The sequence below is a fragment of the Massilia sp. 2TAF26 genome (genome assembly GCF_052115005.1).
Taxonomy (GTDB): Bacteria; Pseudomonadota; Gammaproteobacteria; order Burkholderiales; family Burkholderiaceae_D; genus Telluria.
This window is the reverse complement of the sequence record NZ_JBFRFV010000019.1, coordinates 28,772-48,459: the sequence shown is the minus strand read 5'-3', so window position 1 is coordinate 48,459 and position 19,688 is coordinate 28,772. Positions and strand designations below refer to the sequence as shown.

Annotated in this window: 18 protein-coding genes and 1 tRNA gene; 17 read left to right on the top strand and 2 right to left on the bottom strand. The window is 63.9% G+C overall.

Translation table 11 applies throughout. The features are described from left to right. Nucleotides 1–104 precede the first annotated feature (104 nt). The 17 genes from AB4Z32_RS18835 to AB4Z32_RS18755 all read left to right on the top strand — a co-directional run bounded on the left by AB4Z32_RS18835 (nucleotide 105) and on the right by AB4Z32_RS18755 (nucleotide 19,000). Nucleotides 105–1,376, top strand: coding sequence for a YeaH/YhbH family protein (locus tag AB4Z32_RS18835; protein ID WP_442123390.1), 1,272 nt, complete (start codon nucleotides 105–107; stop codon nucleotides 1,374–1,376). A 13-nt stretch (nucleotides 1,377–1,389) separates the two neighbouring features. After that, entirely contained in the window at nucleotides 1,390–2,916 is a 1,527-nt protein-coding gene (locus AB4Z32_RS18830) for a SpoVR family protein (RefSeq protein ID WP_442123389.1), read from the top strand. Between the two features lie 563 nt (nucleotides 2,917–3,479). Beyond that, nucleotides 3,480–4,142 carry an energy transducer TonB gene (locus AB4Z32_RS18825; RefSeq protein WP_442123442.1) on the top strand — a complete coding sequence of 221 codons (663 nt, stop codon included), beginning with the start codon at nucleotides 3,480–3,482 and terminating at the stop codon, nucleotides 4,140–4,142. A gap of 86 nt (nucleotides 4,143–4,228) precedes the next feature. Continuing rightward, on the top strand, nucleotides 4,229–5,146 hold the full coding sequence (locus tag AB4Z32_RS18820) for a MotA/TolQ/ExbB proton channel family protein (protein WP_442123388.1): 918 nt from the start codon (nucleotides 4,229–4,231) through the stop codon (nucleotides 5,144–5,146). Between the two features lie 3 nt (nucleotides 5,147–5,149). After that, entirely contained in the window at nucleotides 5,150–5,578 is a 429-nt protein-coding gene (locus AB4Z32_RS18815; RefSeq protein ID WP_442123387.1) for an ExbD/TolR family protein, read from the top strand. 65 nt (nucleotides 5,579–5,643) lie between these two features. Then, a complete protein-coding gene (locus tag AB4Z32_RS18810) occupies nucleotides 5,644–6,075 on the top strand; it encodes an ExbD/TolR family protein (RefSeq protein ID WP_442123386.1) in 432 nt (143 codons plus the stop codon). Between the two features lie 70 nt (nucleotides 6,076–6,145). Then, complete coding sequence (locus AB4Z32_RS18805; protein WP_442123385.1) at nucleotides 6,146–7,375, top strand: hypothetical protein; 1,230 nt, start codon at nucleotides 6,146–6,148, stop codon at nucleotides 7,373–7,375. 159 nt (nucleotides 7,376–7,534) lie between these two features. Beyond that, entirely contained in the window at nucleotides 7,535–8,506 is a 972-nt protein-coding gene (locus AB4Z32_RS18800; RefSeq protein ID WP_442123384.1) for a bifunctional riboflavin kinase/FAD synthetase, read from the top strand. Between the two features lie 89 nt (nucleotides 8,507–8,595). Then, on the top strand, nucleotides 8,596–11,487 hold the full coding sequence (gene ileS, locus AB4Z32_RS18795; RefSeq protein ID WP_442123383.1) for an isoleucine--tRNA ligase: 2,892 nt from the start codon (nucleotides 8,596–8,598) through the stop codon (nucleotides 11,485–11,487). A 76-nt stretch (nucleotides 11,488–11,563) separates the two neighbouring features. Continuing rightward, nucleotides 11,564–12,088, top strand: a complete 525-nt coding sequence (gene lspA / locus AB4Z32_RS18790) for a signal peptidase II (protein ID WP_442123382.1) — start codon at nucleotides 11,564–11,566, stop codon at nucleotides 12,086–12,088. A gap of 16 nt (nucleotides 12,089–12,104) precedes the next feature. Next, a complete protein-coding gene (gene coaBC, locus AB4Z32_RS18785; protein WP_442123441.1) occupies nucleotides 12,105–13,322 on the top strand; it encodes a bifunctional phosphopantothenoylcysteine decarboxylase/phosphopantothenate--cysteine ligase CoaBC in 1,218 nt (405 codons plus the stop codon). Nucleotides 13,323–13,361: 39 nt separating this feature from the next. Next, nucleotides 13,362–13,811, top strand: coding sequence for a dUTP diphosphatase (dut, locus tag AB4Z32_RS18780; RefSeq protein WP_442123381.1), 450 nt, complete (start codon nucleotides 13,362–13,364; stop codon nucleotides 13,809–13,811). An 18-nt stretch (nucleotides 13,812–13,829) separates the two neighbouring features. Continuing rightward, nucleotides 13,830–14,906 (top strand): M48 family metalloprotease, encoded by a 1,077-nt coding sequence (locus AB4Z32_RS18775; RefSeq protein ID WP_442123380.1) that lies wholly within the window; start codon nucleotides 13,830–13,832, stop codon nucleotides 14,904–14,906. Nucleotides 14,907–15,062: 156 nt separating this feature from the next. Then, the gene (locus AB4Z32_RS18770) at nucleotides 15,063–15,971 is read left to right on the top strand and encodes a DMT family transporter (protein WP_442123379.1); all 909 of its coding nucleotides are present in this window, start codon (nucleotides 15,063–15,065) and stop codon (nucleotides 15,969–15,971) included. After that, nucleotides 15,968–16,843, top strand: coding sequence for a DNA-3-methyladenine glycosylase 2 (locus AB4Z32_RS18765; RefSeq protein ID WP_442123378.1), 876 nt, complete (start codon nucleotides 15,968–15,970; stop codon nucleotides 16,841–16,843). Before AB4Z32_RS18770 ends, AB4Z32_RS18765 begins: the two co-directional genes overlap by 4 nt. A gap of 60 nt (nucleotides 16,844–16,903) precedes the next feature. Beyond that, nucleotides 16,904–17,914 (top strand): hypothetical protein, encoded by a 1,011-nt coding sequence (locus tag AB4Z32_RS18760; protein WP_442123377.1) that lies wholly within the window; start codon nucleotides 16,904–16,906, stop codon nucleotides 17,912–17,914. 9 nt (nucleotides 17,915–17,923) lie between these two features. Further along, a complete protein-coding gene (locus tag AB4Z32_RS18755; protein WP_442123376.1) occupies nucleotides 17,924–19,000 on the top strand; it encodes a hypothetical protein in 1,077 nt (358 codons plus the stop codon). Between the two features lie 27 nt (nucleotides 19,001–19,027). On the opposite strand, the gene AB4Z32_RS18750 is transcribed toward AB4Z32_RS18755, so the two are convergent. Then, nucleotides 19,028–19,441, bottom strand: a complete 414-nt coding sequence (locus AB4Z32_RS18750; protein ID WP_442123375.1) for a T6SS immunity protein Tdi1 domain-containing protein — start codon at nucleotides 19,439–19,441, stop codon at nucleotides 19,028–19,030. A gap of 157 nt (nucleotides 19,442–19,598) precedes the next feature. After that, nucleotides 19,599–19,675: transfer RNA gene (locus tag AB4Z32_RS18745), tRNA-Met, on the bottom strand. Between the last annotated feature and the right edge of the window lie 13 nt (nucleotides 19,676–19,688).

Below are 19,688 nucleotides of genomic sequence, written 5' to 3'. Positions count from 1 at the left end.
GTCCCACCAAAATCCGGGACGCCAACCACGTTGATGCGCGGCGCGTTAATATAGGGGTACCGGTGGTGACCCGGCCCGCCGCGAATTTGAGCAGGAGGCCTGTTTTGACTTACCTCATCGACCGACGCTTGCAGGGCAAGAACAAGTCTGCGGTCAACCGCGAACGCTTCTTGCGCCGCTACAAGGCGCAAATCAAGGATGCGGTCGGTCGGGCGATCAAGGGTCGCTCGATCACCGACATCGAAAATGGCGAGAAGGTCTCGATTCCCGTCAAGGACGTGAACGAGCCCAAGTTCGGGCACGCCCATGGGGGTGTCTGGGAAGTCGTCAACCCCGGCAATACCGAATACCAGAAAGGCGACCAGATCAACCGTCCGCGCAGCGGCGGCGGCGGCAGTGGACGCGGCCGTGCCGGCAACAGCGAGCAGACCACCGAAGACGATTTCATCTTCGAACTGAGCCGCGAAGAATTCATGAATTACTTCTTCGAAGACCTCGAGCTGCCGAACATGATCAAGACGCAGCTGACCCAGGTCGTCGAATTCAAGAACCAGCGCGCCGGCTACAACATCTCCGGCACGCCGTCCAATATCCACGTGCTGCGCTCCCTGCGCGGCGCGCTCGGCCGCCGCATCGCCGTGGGCGGACCGAGCCGCAAGAAGCTCGCCAGCCTGGAACAGGAGCTCGAAGAGATCCAGGCGCTGGGCGCCGAGGACGACGACCCGCGCGTACTCGAACTGAAGCACAAGATCCACGCGCTGCACACGCGGCTGCTGGCGATCCCCTTCATCGACCCGATCGACCTGCGCTACAGCAACCGGATCAAGGTACCGAAGCCGTCGACCTCGGCCGTGATGTTCTGCATCATGGACGTCTCCGGCTCGATGGACGAAAGCCGCAAGGACACCGCCAAGCGCTTCTTCATCCTGCTCTACCTGTTCCTGAAGCGCGCGTACGAGAAGATCGACGTGGTCTTCATCCGCCACCACACGGCCGCCGCCGAGGTCGACGAGAACGACTTCTTCCACTCGCGCGAATCGGGCGGCACCGTCGTGTCCTCGGCGCTGCACCTGCTGAACAAGGTCATCAGCGAGCGCTACAGCAGCGGCGACTGGAATACCTACGTGGCCCAGGCTTCCGACGGCGACAACTGGGACAACGACTCGGTCCTGTGCAGGCAGATCCTGACCAATGCGATCATGCCGCGGGTCCAGTACTACACCTACGTCGAGATCACGGACGGCCCGCCGCAGAACCTGTGGGAGCAGTATTGCGAGGTGGCGGCCACGCATGCGAACTTCGCGATGCAGAAGATCGTGACCCCGGCCGACATCTACCCGGTATTCCGCGAATTGTTCAAGAAGCAGCCCAAGTAGACGAGGCCCGCTCATGCCAAGAGATCCCAAGAATCCGCGTGCCCTGCCCGACCAGTCGGAGTGGACCTTCGACCTGATCGAGCAAGCCCACGAGGAAATCCGCCGGGTGGCCAGGAAGTTTGGCCTGGACACCTACCCCAACCAGCTCGAGATCATCACCGCCGAGCAGATGATGGATGCCTACACCTCGGTAGGCATGCCGGTGTCGTACAACCACTGGTCTTTCGGCAAGCATTTCCTGACCACGGAAAAAAGCTACCGCCGCGGCCAGATGGGCCTGGCCTACGAGATCGTGATCAATTCCAACCCCTGCATCGCCTACCTGATGGAGGAAAACAGCCTGACGATGCAGGCGCTGGTGATCGCCCACGCGGCCTATGGCCACAATTCCTTCTTCAAGGGGAATTACCTGTTCCGCACCTGGACCGACGCCGACGCCATCGTCGACTACATGGTCTTCGCCAAGAACTACATCGCCGAGTGCGAACAGCGCCACGGCATCGACGCCGTCGAGGAACTGCTCGATTCCTGCCACGCGCTCCAGAACTATGGCGTGGACCGCTACAAGCGTCCGGCCAAGCTGTCCGTGGCCCAGGAACAGAACCGGCAGAAGGAGCGCGAGGAATACGCCCAGTCCCAGATCAACGAGATCTGGCGTACCCTGCCGCGGCGCGAGGAATCCCACCGGGATGCGCCGCCGCCGCGCTTCCCGGTCGAGCCCGAGGAAAACCTGCTCTACTTCATCGAGAAGTACGCGCCGCTGCTGGAACCCTGGCAGCGCGAGCTGGTGCGCATCACGCGCAAGATCTCGCAGTATTTCTATCCGCAGCGCCAGACCCAGGTGATGAACGAGGGCTGGGCCACCTTCTGGCACTACACGATCCTGCAGGAACTATATAAAGAGGGCATCGTCGGCGACGGCTTCATGCTCGAGTTCCTGCAGAGCCATACCAACGTGGTCTACCAGCCGCCGGCGACCAGCCCCTATTACAATGGCATCAATCCTTACGCGCTCGGCTTTGCGATGATGACCGACATCAAGCGCATCTGCGAAGACCCGACCGACGAGGACCGCGCCTGGTTCCCGGACATCGCCGGCAGCGACTGGATCAAGACGCTCGATTTCGCGATGCGGAACTTCAAGGACGAAAGTTTCATCGCCCAGTACCTGTCGCCCAAGCTGATCCGCGACTTCCACTTCTTTGCCGTGCTCGACGACGACCGCAGCGACAAGCTGACGATTTCGGCGATCCACGACGAAGCCGGCTACCGCTACGTGCGCCAGCAGCTGGCCGAGCAGTACAACCTGGGCAACCGCGAGCCGAACATCCAGGTCTGGCAGGTCAATACCCGCGACGACCGCGCGTTGACCCTGCGCCATACGCAGTTCCAGCGCCGTCCGCTGAACCAGCAGGCCCATGAAGTGCTCAAGCATGTGGCCCGGCTCTGGGGTTTCGATGTCAGATTGGAAACGGTAGACCCATCGGGGCGCGTGGTCAGCAGCCTCGAGTGCCGCCGCGAGAAGCGCGCGCGCTACTAATATATATATGCTGGTGCCAACGGTGCCGCCAGGCCTGTCTGCTTAGGACAGGCCTTTTTTCTGTGTCAACGCAAAATTCTACATGCGTGGCAAGTGAGCCATATCAAACAGGGGTCCGTACATAAGTGCCTCTTATGGCCTTCACTCCTACCACAAGGGCGAGGCCGTTTCAACAGTACGCCCCCCATGAATGAATATGGCTATAGTTTGCAGAAACGCCATTATTGAATCATATCTTATTTGCCAACTGGCAAAATCGGCATGGAAAATTTGGCGGAAGGGGCTATTTGGCCTGATCTTCTACACATCGGCAAGGGGATAACGCTAACATTGCCATAAAGATAACTGCATTCTCGATTATGCACCCCATCCTTCCTCATTACGGATGAGCTTGTTTGCTTGTTTTTACAGGCAGTTAGCCCCTCTTTGGAGGTATAAAAATGTATGTGCAAAAAAGAATTCGTAGGTATAATTCCTCGATGTCCCGGATGCGGCCCTGAGTTTTTGTCGTGTTTAGTGGGTTTAGTAGCAACAAAAAAGAGATGGTATTGGAGAAATATGGCATGAATTTTTCGCATGAGAAAAACCCCGGGAAGAATTTCACAGGAATAGCCATCGTCGTTCTGTTGCACGTTCTGGTCGCTTGGGCAATCGTTAATGGCCTTGGCACCAAGATCGTCAGCAAGGTGACGGAAGCTGTGGAAACGAAACTGATCGAAGACGTGAAACCGCCGCCACCGCCGGAAACTCCGCCGCCGCCGCCGCCGCCAGAAATGAAGGCGCCGCCGCCGCCGTTCATCCCGCCGGTCGAGGTGCAGGTGCAGCAACCGCCGCCGCCGCAGAACACCATCTCGGCTGCGACCAACACGCCTCCGCCGTCCCGGGACCTGGCTCCGCCCGCTCCTCCGGCAAACCCGGCTCCTTCGGCTCCGCCGTCCAAGGGTCCGAGCCGTACCGAGGCAGTGGCCGACTTCAATACCTGCGCGAAGCCGGAATACCCGAAATCGTCGCTGCGTAACGAGGAAACTGGTATCTCCACTATTTCGTTCCTGATCGGTGCCGACGGTCGGGTGATGGATTCCAAGATCACGAAGTCGAGCGGCTTCCGTGACCTGGACAAGGCAGCTCAGGCAGCTCTGGGTAAGTGCCGCTTCAAGGCAGCAACGGAGAATGGCGTGCCCGTGCAAGCATGGCAGCCGGTGCAGTACGTCTGGACGCTTGAATAAGAGAGACGCTCGTAAGAAAGTCTCAAGTTTTAAATTTCGTTGTCATTTGTTCAGCGAACTGTTCATTTTAAATTTTTGGAGGAAGCATGTTTAAGAATACCCGTTTGTCCGCTCTCCTGGCGGCAGTCCTGTTCTCGGTAACGGCAGCATCGGCCCTGGTGTCTGCACCGGCCTTCGCTGACGCACCAGCAGGCGCCGCAGCTCCGGCGGCAAGCGCACCGGCCGCCGACGCAGCAGCTCCGGCTGCCGACGCAGCAGCTCCGGCTGCCGCTCCGGCCGCCGAAGGCACCAAGGAAAAGGTCGAGAACCCGTACGGTCCCGCAAAAATGTGGGCAGAAGGCGACTTCGTCAACAAGGGCACCATCATCATCCTGTCGCTGATGTCGATCGGTTCGTGGTACATCATCATCACCAAGCTGCTGGACCAGGCCAAAGTGATGCGTCAGTCGAAGGAAACCACCCAGAAGTTCTGGAAAGCTCCGTCGATCGCTGCCGGCTCGGCACAACTGAAGGATGGCTCGCCGTTCCGCTTCATCGCTGAAACCGGCACCAAGGCAACCCAGCACCACGACGGCGCCCTGCTCGAGCAGATCGACCTGTCGACCTGGGTGACCATGCAGATCCAGCGCGCCGTGGACAAAGTCCAGTCGCGTCTGCAGGATGGCCTGTCGTTCCTGGCAACCGTCGGTTCGACCTCGCCGTTCATCGGTCTGTTCGGTACCGTCTGGGGCATCTACAACGCACTGACCGCTATCGGTATGTCGGGTAACGCCTCGATCGACAAGGTTGCAGGTCCGGTCGGTGAAGCACTGATCATGACTGCATTCGGTCTGTTCGTCGCAGTTCCGGCAGTTCTGGGTTACAACTGGCTGGTTCGCCGCAACAAGGCAGCCATGGAAGACATCCGTTCGTTCAGCGCCGACGTTCACTCGGTCCTGATCTCGGGCGCAATGTCGACCTCGGAAGCTGGTCGCGCGGCAGCGAGCGCCAAGAAAGTGGGATAAATTATGGCAATGAGTGTCGGCTCCGATTCCGGAGATGAAGATACCGTGATGTCAGAGATCAACACGACGCCGCTCGTCGACATCATGTTGGTTCTCCTGATCATCTTCCTTGTCACCAGCCCGGTGGTCCTGAAGTTGAAGAATGTCCACCTGCCGATTGAAGCGAACCAGGTCACCAAGACCAAGCCGGAAGACATCAACATCACTGTGACCTCCGAAGGCGAGATGTACTGGAATCAGAAACACATCGCTAACACGGATGAACTGTTCAAGTTCTTCGCGGAACAGTCGGTGAAGGTGCCGCAGCCTGCAGTCAAGATTCGCGGCGACCAGACCACCCGCTACGAAGCGATCGGCCGGGTGATCTATACGGCACAGCGTGCTGGGGTACAGAAGGTCGGTTTCATCATCGAACCGCCTGACAAGGGCTAAACCCCTCGGTGGCGCCGGGCTAGCCCGGCGCCACCGCCGTGCCCCGACATTTGAAAGGAAACACCATGGGTATGAACGTAGGTGGCGGCTCCGCCAGGAACGCAGAGCCGGAAGCAATGATGGAAATGAACATGACGCCGCTGATCGACGTCCTGCTCGTTCTCATCGTTATGATGATCATCACGATTCCGAAGCAAAACCACTCGGTCAATCTGAACATGCCGGTTGGCACCCCGCCGCCGCAGACGGAAAAACCGCAAGTGGTCACGATCGACGTGGACTTCGACGGCACCATCCTCTGGGATGGCCAGGCGATTCCTGATCGTGCAACTCTGGAAGCCAAGATGAACAGCATCGCTGCAATGCCTAACCAGCCGGAAGTGCATCTGCGTCCGAACAAGCTGGTTGAGTACAAGGCGGTTGCTGGCGTCATGGCGACGGCGCAGCGCCTGGGCGTTACCAAGATCGGTATGGTCGGTAACGAACAGTTCCAGTAAAGTCACTTTGGCTATAATGAACACGGCAGGGATTCCCTGCCGTGTCTATTTTGAAGGAAGAAATCTAACAATGTCCAAGTTCCGCCTCGCACATCTCGGCCTCGCACTGGCCGCACTCGGATTCACCGCTGCCGCTCCCGTGGTTGGCCTGGCTCCGGCTTACGCCGCCGAAACGGTCCGTCCGGAAATCGGCAAACCGCTGCAGCAAGCCCAGCAACAGATGAAGTCGGGCAAGAACAAGGAAGCTCTGGCGACACTGCGCCAGCTCGACAGCGTCAGCGGCAAATCCGCCAACGAAACCTATCTGATCGAAATGACCCGTCTCGGCGCGGCCGTGCAGGCCGGCGACTACGACACCGCCGCCAAGGCCTCCGAGACCCTGCTCGCCTCCGGTAAGCTGTCCGCCGCTCAAAAATCGCAGGTCTCCGATGGCCTGATCGGCATCTACATGCGTGCCGGCGACCTGAACAAGGCGAACGCCGCGATCGAGAAGCAGCTGAAAGAGCGCGACGATCCGAAACTGCGCGCCTACCTGCTGCAGAACTACTACAAGCAGGGCAACGTCGCCGCGCTGGAAAACGAACTGCGCACCGCCGAGAAGCGCGGCTCGCTCAGCGAAGACCAGCTGGGCATGCTGGCCAACATCCAGCTCAAGAAGAACGACAAGGCCGGCTACGTCAACACCATCGAAAAGCTGGCGGCCAACTATCCGAAAGCCCAGTACTGGAGCGACCTGCTGAACCGCGTGCAGGGCAAGCCGGGCTTCGCGAGCCGCCTGTCGGTGGACGTCTACCGCCTGAAGCTGGCCAACAACCTGATGAAGAAGCCGAGCGAGTTCATGGAAATGGCCCAGCTCGTTCTGCAGGCCAAGGCACCGGCTGAAGCCGTGAAGGTCGTCGACAAGGGCTACAAGGCCGGCGCTCTGGGCACCGGCCCGGATGCCGAGCGTCACCAGCGCCTGAAGGACCTGGCCGAGAAGAACCTGGCCGAGCAGAACAAGAACCTGGCCACCACCGAAGCCGACCTGAACAAACTGGGCGACGAGGACGGCCTGTTGGCCCTGGGCTACGCCCTGGTGCAGGCCGGCCAGGCCGACAAGGGCCTGAAAATGATGGAAGCCGCCATCAAGTCGGGCAAGCTGAAGTATCCGGAAGATGCCAAGCTGCACCTGGGTGAGGCCTATGCCACAGCCGGCAAGAAGCAGCAGGCCATCAGCACGCTCAGGACCGTGGGCGGCAAGGATGGCGCGGCCGACCTGGCCCGTTACTTCATCATGGCGATCAACAAGCCGGCGGCCTGAGCCCCGACTTTCCTCCAGCATCGCTGAAAAGCGCCGCCCTGCCCTGCAGGCGGCGCTTTTTTCTTTCCCATGGTCATATAGGGCATTGAGGGCATTGCGCTGTGCAACATGTCCTTTGCCGTATAATCTGGTATTTCGCCTCGGAGCACGAATCATCCAATGAAGGTATTTCGCGGACTTCCCAACGACAGGGCGCGCGCCCCTTGCGCACTCACGATCGGCAACTTCGACGGTGTCCACCGCGGACATCAGGCGTTGTTGGCGCACGTGACCGCGGCCGCACGGCGCCTTGGACTGGAATCCGCCGTGATGACCTTCGAGCCGCATCCGCGCGAATATTTCGCCCGCCGGGCAAACGACCTGTCGAAGGCGCCGGCCCGCATCGCCAACCTGCGCGACAAGCTGGAATCGCTATCCGAGGCAGGCGTCGACCGCGTCATCGTCGAGCATTTCAATGAGCACTTCGCCTCGATGTCACCGAGGGAATTCACGGAAAAGGTGCTGGTCGAAGGCCTGCACGTGAAGTGGCTGATGGTCGGCGACGACTTCTGCTACGGCGCCCGCCGCGCCGGCAATGTCGCCCAGCTGCTTGAAGCCGGCAAGGAATACGGCTTCGAGGTGCACAGCCTGCCCGCCGTGCTGCACGACGCCACCCGGATCTCGTCCTCGGCCGTGCGCGCCGCGCTGGCGGCCGGCGATTTCGACGCCACCCGCGCCCTGCTCGGCCATCCCTATTCGATGTCCGGCCACGTGATCCATGGCGCCAAGCTCGGCCGTACGCTGGGCTTCCCGACACTGAACCTGCGTGTCGCCCACCGCCCGGCCCTGGCCGGCATCTTCGTGGTGCAGGTACATGGCCTGGCGGATCAGCCGCTGCCGGCCGTCGCCAGCCTGGGCGTGCGCCCGACCGTCGAGGATGCAGGCCGCATGCTGCTCGAAGTCCATGTGTTCGACTGGAACCAGCCCTGCTACGGCAAGCTGGTGCGCGTCGAATTCCTGAAGAAACTGCGCGACGAAGAAAAATACATCGACCTGCCGACCCTGACCGCGGCAATCGACCGTGACGCCCAGCAGGCACGGGCCTGGTTCGCCCAGCGCCGCGCTGCCCTCACCGCCACCGACCGAATTTGAACGTGAACGACCCTGGCCATGCCGCCTGACGCGGCGTGGCCCGCTCTACACGCTTCACGCACAACAGCAGTCCACTTTAGAAAAATCCTATGTCCGATACGAAGAACGGCCCGAAAGGCGCCAAACAAGGGGGCAACAAGCCCGACAGCAAATATCCGGTCAACATGACCGATACCGCCTTCCCGATGCGCGGCGACCTCGCCAAGCGCGAACCGGGCTGGGTCAAGCAATGGCAAGAGAAAAAGATTTACGAGCGCGTCCGCAAGGCGGCTGCCGGCCGTCCGAAGTTCGTGCTGCACGACGGTCCGCCCTACGCCAACGGTGACATCCACCTGGGCCACGCCGTCAACAAGATCCTGAAGGACATGGTCGTCAAATCGCGCACCATGGCCGGTTTCGACGCGCCCTATGTGCCGGGCTGGGACTGCCACGGCATGCCGATCGAGATCCAGATCGAAAAACTGTACGGCAAAAATCTACCGACTGCCGAAGTTCTTCAGAAAGCCCGCGCCTACGCCCTCGAGCAGATCGACCGCCAGCGCGCCGGCTTCATCCGCCTGGGCGTACTGGGCGAATGGGACAATCCCTACATGACCATGGCCTACGGTAACGAGGCCGACGAACTGCGCGCCCTCGGCACGCTGCTGGAAAAGGGTTACGTCTACCGCGGCCTGAAGCCGGTGAACTGGTGCTTCGACTGCGGCTCGGCGCTGGCCGAGGCAGAGGTGGAATACCAGGACAAGCGCGATCCGGCGATCGACGTCGGCTTCCCGTTCGCGGAACCGCAAAAGCTGGCCGCCGCTTTCGGCCTGGCCGAACTGCCGGCAGGCGACGGCTTCATCGTGATCTGGACCACCACCCCGTGGACCATCCCGTCGAACCAGGCGCTGAACGTGCACCCGGAAGTGACGTATGCGCTGGTGAAGACCGAGAAGGACGGCAAGCCGGTCCTGCTGATCATCGCGAAAGACCTGGCGGAATCCGTCCTGCAGCGCTACAAGCTGGAAGGTGAGATCGTCGCGACCACCGAAGGCGCCAAGCTGGAAGGCATCCGCTTCAAGCACCCGCTGCACAAGGCCGACCCCTTCTACGACCGCACTTCGCCGGTCTACCTGGCCGATTACGTCACCACCGACAGCGGCACCGGCGTGGTCCACTCGGCCCCGGCCTACGGCCTGGAAGACTTCCAGTCCTGCAAGGCGCACGGCATGAAGGATGACGAGATCCTGAAACCGGTGATGGGCGACGGCCGCTTCGCCTCGACCCTGCCGCTGTTCGGCGGCATGACGATCTGGGAAGCCAGCAAACCGATCTGCTCCGCCCTGACCGAAGCGCGCGCCCTGTTCGAGCTGAAGATGTTCGACCACAGCTACATGCACTGCTGGCGCCACAAGACCCCGATCGTCTACCGCGCCACCAGCCAGTGGTTCGCCGGCATGGACGTCACACCGAAGGACGGCGGCCCGACCCTGCGCGAGACCGCGCTGGCCGGCATCGACGCCACCAAATTCTTCCCGGACTGGGGCCAGGCGCGCCTGCACGGCATGATCGCCAACCGTCCGGACTGGACCCTGTCGCGCCAGCGCCAGTGGGGCGTGCCGATGGCCTTCTTCATCCACAAGGAGACCGGCGCGCTGCACCCGCGCACCCCGGAACTGCTGGAGCAGGTGGCCAAGCTGATCGAAGCGAACGGCATCGACGCCTGGCACCAGCTCGACCCGCGCGAGCTGCTGGGCGATGACGCCGAGATCTTTGAGAAGAACCGCGACACCCTGGACGTCTGGTTCGATTCCGGCACCACCCACCAGACCGTGCTGCGCGGCTCGCACAAGGAACAGCTGGCCTTCCCGGCCGACCTCTACCTGGAAGGCTCGGACCAGCACCGCGGCTGGTTCCACTCCTCGCTGCTGACCTCGTCGATGCTGAACGGCCGTCCGCCGTACAAGGCGCTGCTGACCCACGGCTTCACCGTCGACGAAAACGGCAAGAAGATGTCGAAGTCGCTGGGTAACACGCTGGCGCCGCAGAAGATCTCGGATACGCTGGGCGCCGACATCCTGCGCCTGTGGGTGGCCTCGACCGACTATACCGGCGAGCTGTCGATCGGCGAAGAGATCCTCAAGCGCGTGACCGAGTCCTACCGCCGCATCCGCAACACCCTGCGCTTCCTGCTGGCGAACACCTCGGACTTCGATCCGGCCAGGAACGCCGTGCCAGTGGCCGAGATGCTGGAGATCGACCGCTACGCGCTGGCCGAGACCGAGAAGCTGCAAGCCGACATCGCAGCCCATTTCGAACGCTACGAGTTCCACCCGGTGGTCGCCCGCCTGCAGAACTTCTGCTCGGAAGACCTGGGTGGCTTCTACCTCGACATCCTGAAGGACCGCCTGTACACGACCGGCGTCGACTCGCTCTCCCGCCGTTCGGCGCAGACCGCGCTGTGGCATATCGCGCACGCCCTGCTGCGCATCATGGCGCCGATCCTGTCCTTCACCACCGAGGAAGCCTGGGCCGTGTTCGCCGGCGAGAAAGCCTATGCGGAAAGCGACGAGACGATCTTTACCCAGACCCTCTGGAACTTCCCGGAGATCGCCGGCCGCGACGCCCTGGTGGCCAAGTACGCCCTGCTGCGCGCAGTGCGTGCCGACGTCACCAAGCAGCTCGAGGAAGTGCGCGCATCCGGCGCGATCGGCTCCTCGCTGCAGGCGGAACTGGCGCTCAAGGCCGCCGGCGAGAAGTACGACGCGCTGGCCAGCCTGGACGACGACCTGAAGTTCGTCTTCATCACCTCGCAGGCGGGCGTCGAGAAGGTCGAGGACGCGGCCCAGGAAGCGGTAACCGTGACCCCGTCCGAAGCGGAAAAGTGCGAGCGCTGCTGGCACTACCGCCGCGACGTCGGCCACGACCATGCGCATCCGGGCCTGTGCGGCCGCTGCACGAGCAATCTGTTCGGCAGCGGTGAGCAGCGCCGCTTTGCCTAAGCATTGAGAAGCCGCCGCCCGCATGCGGTCCGACAGGGCCGCGCGGGCGGGCACCCCCTCCCTCATCGTCCAAGCCATGGCCACAAAAAAAACCAAACCAAGCTTCACCGCCGTCAAATCCAGCTCCGGCGCCAGCCTCGCGCCCTGGATTGGCATTGCCTTCATCGTGATCCTGCTCGACCAGATCAGCAAGATCACCATCACCCGCACCTTCATGCACGGCGAAGAGAAGCCGATCACCAGCTTCTTCAACCTGGTGCTGGCGTATAACCCGGGCGCCGCCTTCAGCTTCCTGTCCAACCAGGGCGGCTGGCAGAAGTACTTCTTCGCCGGCATCGCCATCGCCGCCGTGGTATTCATCATCTACCTGCTGCGCAAACACGCCGGCCAGCGCATGTTCTGCTGGGCCCTGGCCCTGATCATGGGCGGCGCGCTGGGCAACCTGATCGACCGCCTGGCCTACGGCCACGTGATCGACTTCCTCGATTTCCACCTGTCCGGCGTCGGCCACTTCCCGGCCTTTAACATCGCCGACAGCGCGATCACCATCGGTGCGGTCCTGTTCATCTTCGACGAACTGCGCCGGGTGAACAAGCACTAAGGAGCTTCCCATGAGCATGGACCTGAAGGGCAAGAAGATCGTCCTCGGCCTGTCCGGCGGCGTGGCCTGCTACAAGGCCGCGGAACTGTGCCGCGCCCTGGCCAAGGAAGGCGCGAGCGTGCAGGTCGTGATGACCGATGCCGCCACCCACTTCATCGGTCCGGTGACGATGCAGGCCCTGTCCGGCCGCACCGTCTACACCGACCAGTGGGACGGCCGCGTCCCCAACAACATGGCCCACATCGACCTGACACGCGACGCCGATGCGATCCTGGTCGCGCCCTGCTCGGCCGACTTCCTGTTCAAGCTGGCCCACGGCGCCACCGACGACCTGCTGTCGACCCTGTGCCTGGCGCGCCCGCACCAGGTGCCGCTGCTGGTGGCGCCGGCCATGAACGTCGAGATGTGGGAAAAGCCGGCGACCCAGCGCAACGTCGCGCAGCTGCGCGAAGACGGCGTGCAGATCTTTGGTCCGGCCGCCGGCTCCCAGGCCTGCGGCGAGACCGGCATGGGCCGCATGCTGGAGCCGCACGAGCTGCTGGAAGAGCTGGTGGCCTCGTTCCAGCCCAAGGTCCTGGCGGGCAAGCGCGTGCTGATCACGGCCGGTCCGACCTACGAGGCGATCGACCCGGTGCGCGGCATCACCAATCTGTCGTCCGGCAAGATGGGCTATGCGGTGGCGCGCGCCGCGCGCGAAGCCGGCGCCGAGGTGACCCTGGTATCGGGTCCGACCGCGCTCGACACGCCGCACGGCGTGCGCCGCATCGACGTGCAGAGCGCCCGGCAGATGCTGGACGCCGTCATGGCGGGCATCGCCGGCCAGCACATCTTCGTCGGCGTGGCCGCGGTGGCAGACTGGCGCGTCGAGAATGCCAGCGCGCAGAAGATCAAGAAGGACGGCAGCGGCACGCCGGAGCTGCAGTTCGCGCAGAATCCGGACATCCTCGCGACCGTCGCCGCCACCACCTCGCTGAGCGGCTGGCCCTACTGCGTCGGCTTTGCCGCCGAGTCGGAAAACCTGATCGAATACGGCGCCGCCAAGCGCGAGAAGAAAGGCATCCCTTTGTTGGTCGGCAATATCGGCCACCATACCTTCGGGCAGGATGAGAATGCCATCGTCCTGTTCGACGACAGCGGCCACACCGTGCTGCCACAGGCGGGCAAGCTGCAGCTGGCGCGCCAGCTGGTCTCGGAAATCGCCAAGCGCCTCGAACAGCGGTCGCTACTTACCTGATCCACCCATCAACGCTTCACGCTCCACGCATCACTCTCCATGAAACAGATCGACCTCAAGATTCTCGACCCGCGCATGAAGGACTTCCTGCCCGCCTACGCCACCGGCGGCAGCGCGGGCCTGGACCTGCGCGCCTGCATCGATGCGCCGCTCGTGCTCGAACCGGGCCAGACGGTGCTGGTGCCGACCGGCCTCGCCATCCACATCGCCGACCCGGGCCATGCGGCTATGATCCTGCCGCGCAGTGGCCTCGGCCATAAGAACGGCATCGTTCTCGGCAATCTGGTAGGCTTGATCGACTCCGATTACCAGGGCCAGCTGATGGTATCGACCTGGAACCGGGGCCAGTCCACGTTCACGCTGCAGCCGATGGACAGGCTTGCGCAGCTGGTCGTGGTTCCCGTCGTTCAGGTTGGTTTCAACGTCGTGGAGGAGTTCGCATCGAGCGACCGGGGCACCGGAGGATTCGGCAGCACCGGCAAACAATAAACCAGACATGAGGAGCACATGAGCGCCAATCGCTTCGCGGCTGCATTCGCCACATCCATCGCCCTGCTGTTGACCGGCTGCGCCACCCAGGCACCGCAGCAACCAGGAACGGTACCGCGCGTCGTCGAACGCACGCCCGAGGCGCCTGTCCTGAACCCGCAGATGGCCGCCGCCGCCGACACCCTGACCAAGATGGCGGACCTGCAAAATCGCCTGTACAAGGTGGCCGCTCCCCTCCTCATCCAGAACGCCGAACTGTGCAAGGGCCAGGCCAGGGCCCTGCTCGGCTTTACCGCCAAGAACCGCTGGTCCTACCCGGGCGACTACAACGAGGCCGCGCATGTCGCCTTCGGCATGGACGAACGCCTGCAGGTGACCAGCGTGCTGGCCGGCAGCGGCGCCGCCAAGGCCGGCCTGCAGACCGGCGACGTGCTGCTCTCCGCCGGCGGCAAGCCGCTGCCCACCGGCCAGCACGCGCTGAGCCAGGCCGGCAGCATCTTCGGCAAGATCATCGCTTCCCAGGCCACGCTGCCGATGACGGTGGAACGCCACGACAGCGAGCGCCAGCTCTCGATTCCGGTCACGCGCGCCTGCGCCTTCGCGATCGAACTGGGCAACGCCGACAACGTCAACGCCTATGCCGACGGCTCGCGCGTGCTGGTCACGCGCGGCATGATCAACTTCACGCGCAACGACGAGGAACTGGCCTACGTACTGGCCAAGACCATGGCCCACAACATGCTCGGCCACGCCGCCGCCCAGCGCAACGTGTCGACCATCGGCAGCATCATCGACAACCTCAAGAGCGTCACGCCGGACACTTCGATGCTGATCGGCAGCGGCGGCGTCAAGGCCATGCCGCCCGAGATGGATGCCGCCGCCGACCGCCTCAGCCTCTACCTGGCCGCCCGCGCCGGCTACGGCATCGACAACGCCGACAATTTCTGGAAGCGCCTGAACGAAACGCATCCGGCCACGGTGCTGAACGGCTACAGCGCCAACCACCCGGCCATCGCGGCACGCCTGGCGGCGATCGAGAAGGCGCAGGCGGAAATCAAGGCCAAGAGGGCGGCGAAGAAGGCCATGGTGCCGTAAGCCTGTAACCGTCATTCCCGGGCCGTCAGCAGCTGCCCAGCATTTTTTGTATCATTGCCAGTTCCCCGCCGCACTTTCCAATTCGGCAGCAAGAAACGGAGAGCCTTCGGCGCCGCATCAGGCCATCATGCCTGACGCTTCACACGGAATAACGCAATGAACACCGCCAACCTGCTGCGCCTCATCTCCCTTGCCGCCATCTGGGGCGGCTCCTTCCTCTTCATGCGCATCAGCGCCCCCGTGCTGGGGCCGGCGGTGCTGATCGAGTTCCGCGTGCTGTTCGCCGCCCTGTTCCTGGCCGCGGTCGGCTTCGTGCTGAAGAAGCGCCTCGACCTGCGCGCCAACTGGAAACATTTCTTCATCCTCGGCTTCTTCAATTCCGCCCTGCCCTTCCTGCTGTTCGCGTTCGGCGCGCGCACCCTGTCGGCATCGGTGCTGTCGGTGCTGAACGCCACCGCGCCGATGTGGGGCGCGATCGTCGGCGCGATCTGGACCCGCCATGCGATCGGCCTGCGCACCGCCCTCGGCCTGCTCCTGGGAACGGCGGGCGTGGCCCTGCTGGTCGGCTTCGATCATGTCTCCAGCAAGCCGGGCGCCGGCCTGGCCGTGGCCGCCGCCCTCGTGGCCGCGCTGAGCTACGGCATCGCCAGCCAGTATGCGCGCTCGGCGAAGAGCGTCGAACCCTTCGCCAACGCCCACGGCACCATGTGGACCTCGAGCCTGATGGTGCTGCCGGCCCTGCCCTTCTTCCCGATGACGGGCACGCCGACACCAGGCATCGTCGGCGCGGTCGTGGCACTGGGCGTGCTGTGCAGCGGCATCGCCTATATCCTCTACTTCCGCCTGATCGAGGAAGTCGGCACCACGTCGGCCCTGACGGTGACCTTCCTGAACCCGGTTTTCGGCATCCTGTGGGGCGCCCTCTTCCTCGGCGAGACCATCGGCTGGTACACCATCGCCGGCTCCGCCATCGTGCTGCTCGGCACCGCCCTGGTGACGGGCTTCGTGCCGCGCTTCGGCCGCGGCGCGGAGCGGCGCTCCACTGCACCGGCAACAGGTAAATGAGCCGCTTCGAACTGGCCATCGCGCTGCCGCCGGACTACCGCCGGCAGGACGTCTTCACCTTCCACGGCCGTGACGCCGAAGGCCTGGCCGAGCGCATCGACGCCCGCACCATCCGCAAGGGCGTGATGGCCGACGGCGTGCCGGCGGTGCTCGGCATCGACCTGGGTACGCATCCGGACCGGGCCCTGTGCACGGTCGACATCGATGCCGCCCGGCTGCCGGCCCAGGTGGAGGGCATGCTGCTCAACGTGCTGGGCCTGCGCATCGATCCCGCTCCCTTCGAGGCGCAGGTAGCGGACGATCCCCTGTTCGCGCCGCTGGTGGCGCGTGAGCACGGGCTGCGCGTGATCCAGTCGGCCAGCGTCTTCGAAGCCCTGAGCTGGGCCGTCATCGGCCAGCAGATCAACCTGGCGTTCGCGATCTCCCTGCGCCGCACCTTCATCTCGCTGGCCGGCTGCGCGCACCCGGACGGCCTGTGGTGCTATCCTGACGCGGAGGATGCGGCCCGCCTCGACCTCGACCAGCTCACCAGCCGCAAGTTCTCGCGCGCCAAGGCCGAGACCCTGCTGCGGCTGGCGCGCCTGCTGGCCGACGGACTGCTTCCCCTGGACCGCGATGCCGATCTGCACGAGGTCGGCGAGCGCCTGCTGGCGGTAAAGGGCATCGGTCCCTGGACCGTGAATTACGGCCTGCTGCGCGGCTATGGCTTTGCCGATTGCTCGCTCGAAGGCGACGTTGCCGTGCGGACCGCCATCGCCCGCCTGCTCGGCACGGCGGAACGCCCGAACCTGGCGGAAGCCGCGGCCTTTCTCGCCAACTACCGCCCGCATCGCACCATGGCCGCGGCCCACCTGTGGGCGAGCCTGAGCTAACACAAGGCGGCGGCATCCCGCCTGGTGAGACTGATGAGGTCGTCAGCTACGGGGTCGGGAATGAAAGCACGAGCATGCATCTGCGTACTGCTGCTGGCCTGGGCCGGCAGCGCCAAGGCCGGGGATGAGACGGCCGACAGCGGCACTTATCTTTCGGTGCAGCACGGCGGCGGCCGCATCGAGGGCGGCCAGGCCGTCGGCAACCGCTGGATGCGCAGCCGCGCCGGCGAACTGCGCATCGGCCGGCCGCTGAACGAGGCTGCCGGCAGCCGCATCGACGTCGTCTACTACAACGAAGGCCACCCCGACAACAATCACCGCGACGGCTTCGCCCTGCAATGGGCGGGTGTCTGGCGCGCCGGCGAGCGGCTGTCCGCCGAGTTCGGCGTCGGCCCCTACCTGAGCATGAACACGACCTTCCTCGACGGCCGCCAGCTCGACGATACCCGCTGGGGCCTGCTGCTCAGCGCGGCGCTGCGCATGCGGCTGTTCTCCGCGCCGGAGGGAACGTATGTGCGCCTGGGCTTCAACCATGCCCAGATGCCGGGCGTGCACCGCTCGGATGCCCTGATGCTCGGCGTCGCCCGCCAGTTCGGGCCGGTTGCGCAGGGGCCGATCCGCGAAGCGTCCACGCCGCTCTGGTTCGGCGTGTCGGGCGGCGCAGCGGTCACCAGCATGCCCGGCACCGCCACCGGCCGCGTCACCGTGCTCGATGCCGGCCGCGACCTCGACCACGGCGCCGTGCACTGGGCCTGGTCGGCGCGGATCCTGTTGGAAGGCAGCGACGGCAGCCGCGTCGACCGGCGCGGCCTGGCGGGCCAGCTTCGCTACGTGCAGGAAGTCACGCCGGGCTTTTCGATGAGCGCAGGAATCGGTCCGTATTTCGCCAGGAACCGCCGCGAGCGCGACCAGACCGACGCCCCGGTGCGCGGCAACCTCCTGATCAGCCTGCAGGCCGAGCGCGCCCTGTCGCGCGATATCCAGGTCTTTTTCGACTTCGGACGCGTAAAAACCTTTGTCCGGATGGACGACCGCGATCTGTTTCTGGTGGGGATACGCAAGCGGTATTAAACTTAGGTCATGAACATTAAACCGACCTTATCCTTTTCCCTGCTCGCCATGCTGCTCGCATGCGCCAGCCCCGCCCAGGCCCAGAGCGCTCAACGTACCCAGAACGCACCGACCGACATCACCGATGCCCCGGACGACCACGGCGCCTACCTGTCGGCGATATTCGGCAACGGCCGCATCCAAGGCGGCAATGCCGAGGGTAACGTCTGGATGCGCGGACGCACCTTCGAGGTTCGCGCGGGACGCCAGCAGCGCACCCTGTTCGGTTCGCCCCTGCCGGACACGCTCAGCGAACGAATCGACTTCGTCCATTACAACGAAGGCCATCCGGACAACAACCACCGCGACGGTTTCGCCGTGCAATGGCTGATGGTGCGCCAGCTGGGCGCGGGCAGTGCCATCGAGCTGGGCATCGGCCCCTACCTGAGCATGAACACGACCGTCATCGACGGCCGCCAGATCGACGACGCCAACGTCGGCGCGCTGGTCAGCGTGGGCCTGCGGCTGCCGCTGAACTTCATGCCGCAAGGCACCCACCTGCGCATCGGCTACAACCACGTACAGATGCGCAATGTGCACCGCTCCGATGCGCTGATGATCGGCATCGGCCGCCAGTTCGGCCGCTCGGAAGCCGATCCCGAAACCGACCCCGCCGACGGCCAGACCTGGTTCGGCATCTCGGGCGGCAACTCGATCACCAATATGTCCGGCACCGACGCCGCCCTGGCCGCCGTGCTGGAAGCGCGCCGCTACCTGGGCGAGCGCATGGAGCACTGGGCCGTGTCCGGCAAGTTCCTGTTCGAAGGCGACGACGGCGCCCGGGTCGATCGCCGCGGCGTGGCCGCCCAGTTGTTCTACGTGCAGCGGGTCACGCCGCGCTTCGCGATCAGCGCCGGACTCGGCCCCTATGTCGCCCGCAACCGGCGCGCCGACAACATCACCCACGGCAACCTGCTGATCACCTTCCAGGCCGAGCACGCCGTGTCGCGCCACGCGCGCGTGTTCGCGAACTTCAACCGGGTCAAGACCTTCCGCCAGACCGACGACCGCGACCTGTTCCAGGTGGGATTCCTGAAGGACTTCTAAGTGTGTTCGCAGCCTCCGTGCGGCTGCTCACTTCCAGCGCGGCAGGCCCTCGAACTGCTGGGCGCCTTCGCCGGCGAAGCGGATCAGTTCGGACAAGGGCACGGTGGCCAGGTTGTCGCGCCCGTAATGGCCGCCCAGCGCGCTCGGTATCTTGAGGCAGTACTTGCGGCCGGCGCTGAGCGGACCCAGCGTGGATTCGGCCAGGTACACCTGTTCGGGCATATACCAGTCGTTCAGGAATTCCTGGTTATACGACAGGGCATCGAGGGCGGCGCGGTCTTCGGCCACCGGTTCGCAGCACAGGTCCTGCGGCGACAGGCGCCAGTAGCGGTCCTCGTCGTCGCGGATGATCAGGTTGCCGAAGGCATTCTCCCCGAGCACTTCCACGGCGTTCAGGCCGGTCCAGCCCCAGGCTTCGTTAATCTCGTCCACAGTTATCATCGAAAGACTCCGCATTCAGCCGACATGTCTTCGACCGGACTGGGCCGCAGGGGTTGCGGCGAAGGAGATGGGGATTGAGGCGCTTCAGGCGCTGCCGGGGCCGGCAGGGAAAATGAAAAGGCCGCTGATCCTGAACAGGATCAACGGCCTTGGAATCTGGTTGCGGGGACAGGATTTGAACCTGTGACCTTCGGGTTATGAGCCCGACGAGCTGCCAGACTGCTCCACCCCGCGTCTGATGGTTCGT